The sequence below is a fragment of the Bartonella vinsonii subsp. berkhoffii ATCC 51672 genome (assembly GCF_902825225.1).
Classification (GTDB): domain Bacteria; phylum Pseudomonadota; class Alphaproteobacteria; order Rhizobiales; family Rhizobiaceae; genus Bartonella; species Bartonella berkhoffii.
The window spans coordinates 1-406 of the sequence record NZ_CADEAK010000258.1; the positions used below are offsets into that span (position 1 = coordinate 1).

At 51.7% G+C, this 406-nt stretch carries 1 protein-coding gene; it reads left to right on the plus strand.

All coding sequences use genetic code 11. From position 1 onward, the window contains the following. Positions 1-303, plus strand: a 303-nt coding sequence (locus tag J7R10_RS09170; protein ID WP_246787435.1) for a regulatory protein GemA, incomplete at its 5' end; no start/stop codon positions are given. Positions 304-406 lie beyond the last annotated feature (103 nt).

The following is a 406-nucleotide window of genomic DNA, read 5'->3' on the forward strand; positions in this document are numbered from 1 at the left end:
ATCCTTCATATGGGAAAACGCGCGTTAGGTCTTGATGATGCGACCTATCGCGCACTGCTCTATCGCTTGACGGGTAAGCAATCGGCGACAGATTTGAGTGTTTCAGCGAAGCGCTTAGCTGTTGATGAAATGAAAGCGGGTGGTTTTGAGCCGAGTGTGAAGCGTTTAGCGGGGAACTATGCCAAGAAGCTCCAGGCGCTCTGGATTGCTGGCTGGAACCTTGGCATCGTTCGTGATGGTTCAGACACGGCGTTGCTTTGTTTTGTAAAGAGGCAGACGGGGCTTGATCAGATTCGCATTTAACGGGATGGGGATGAGGCGACGAAAGTCATTGAGGCGTTGCTGATTTGGTGGCACCGTTTGGACAGGGATGTGTGGAACGGTAGCTAGTGTCATGGTTCTTTGC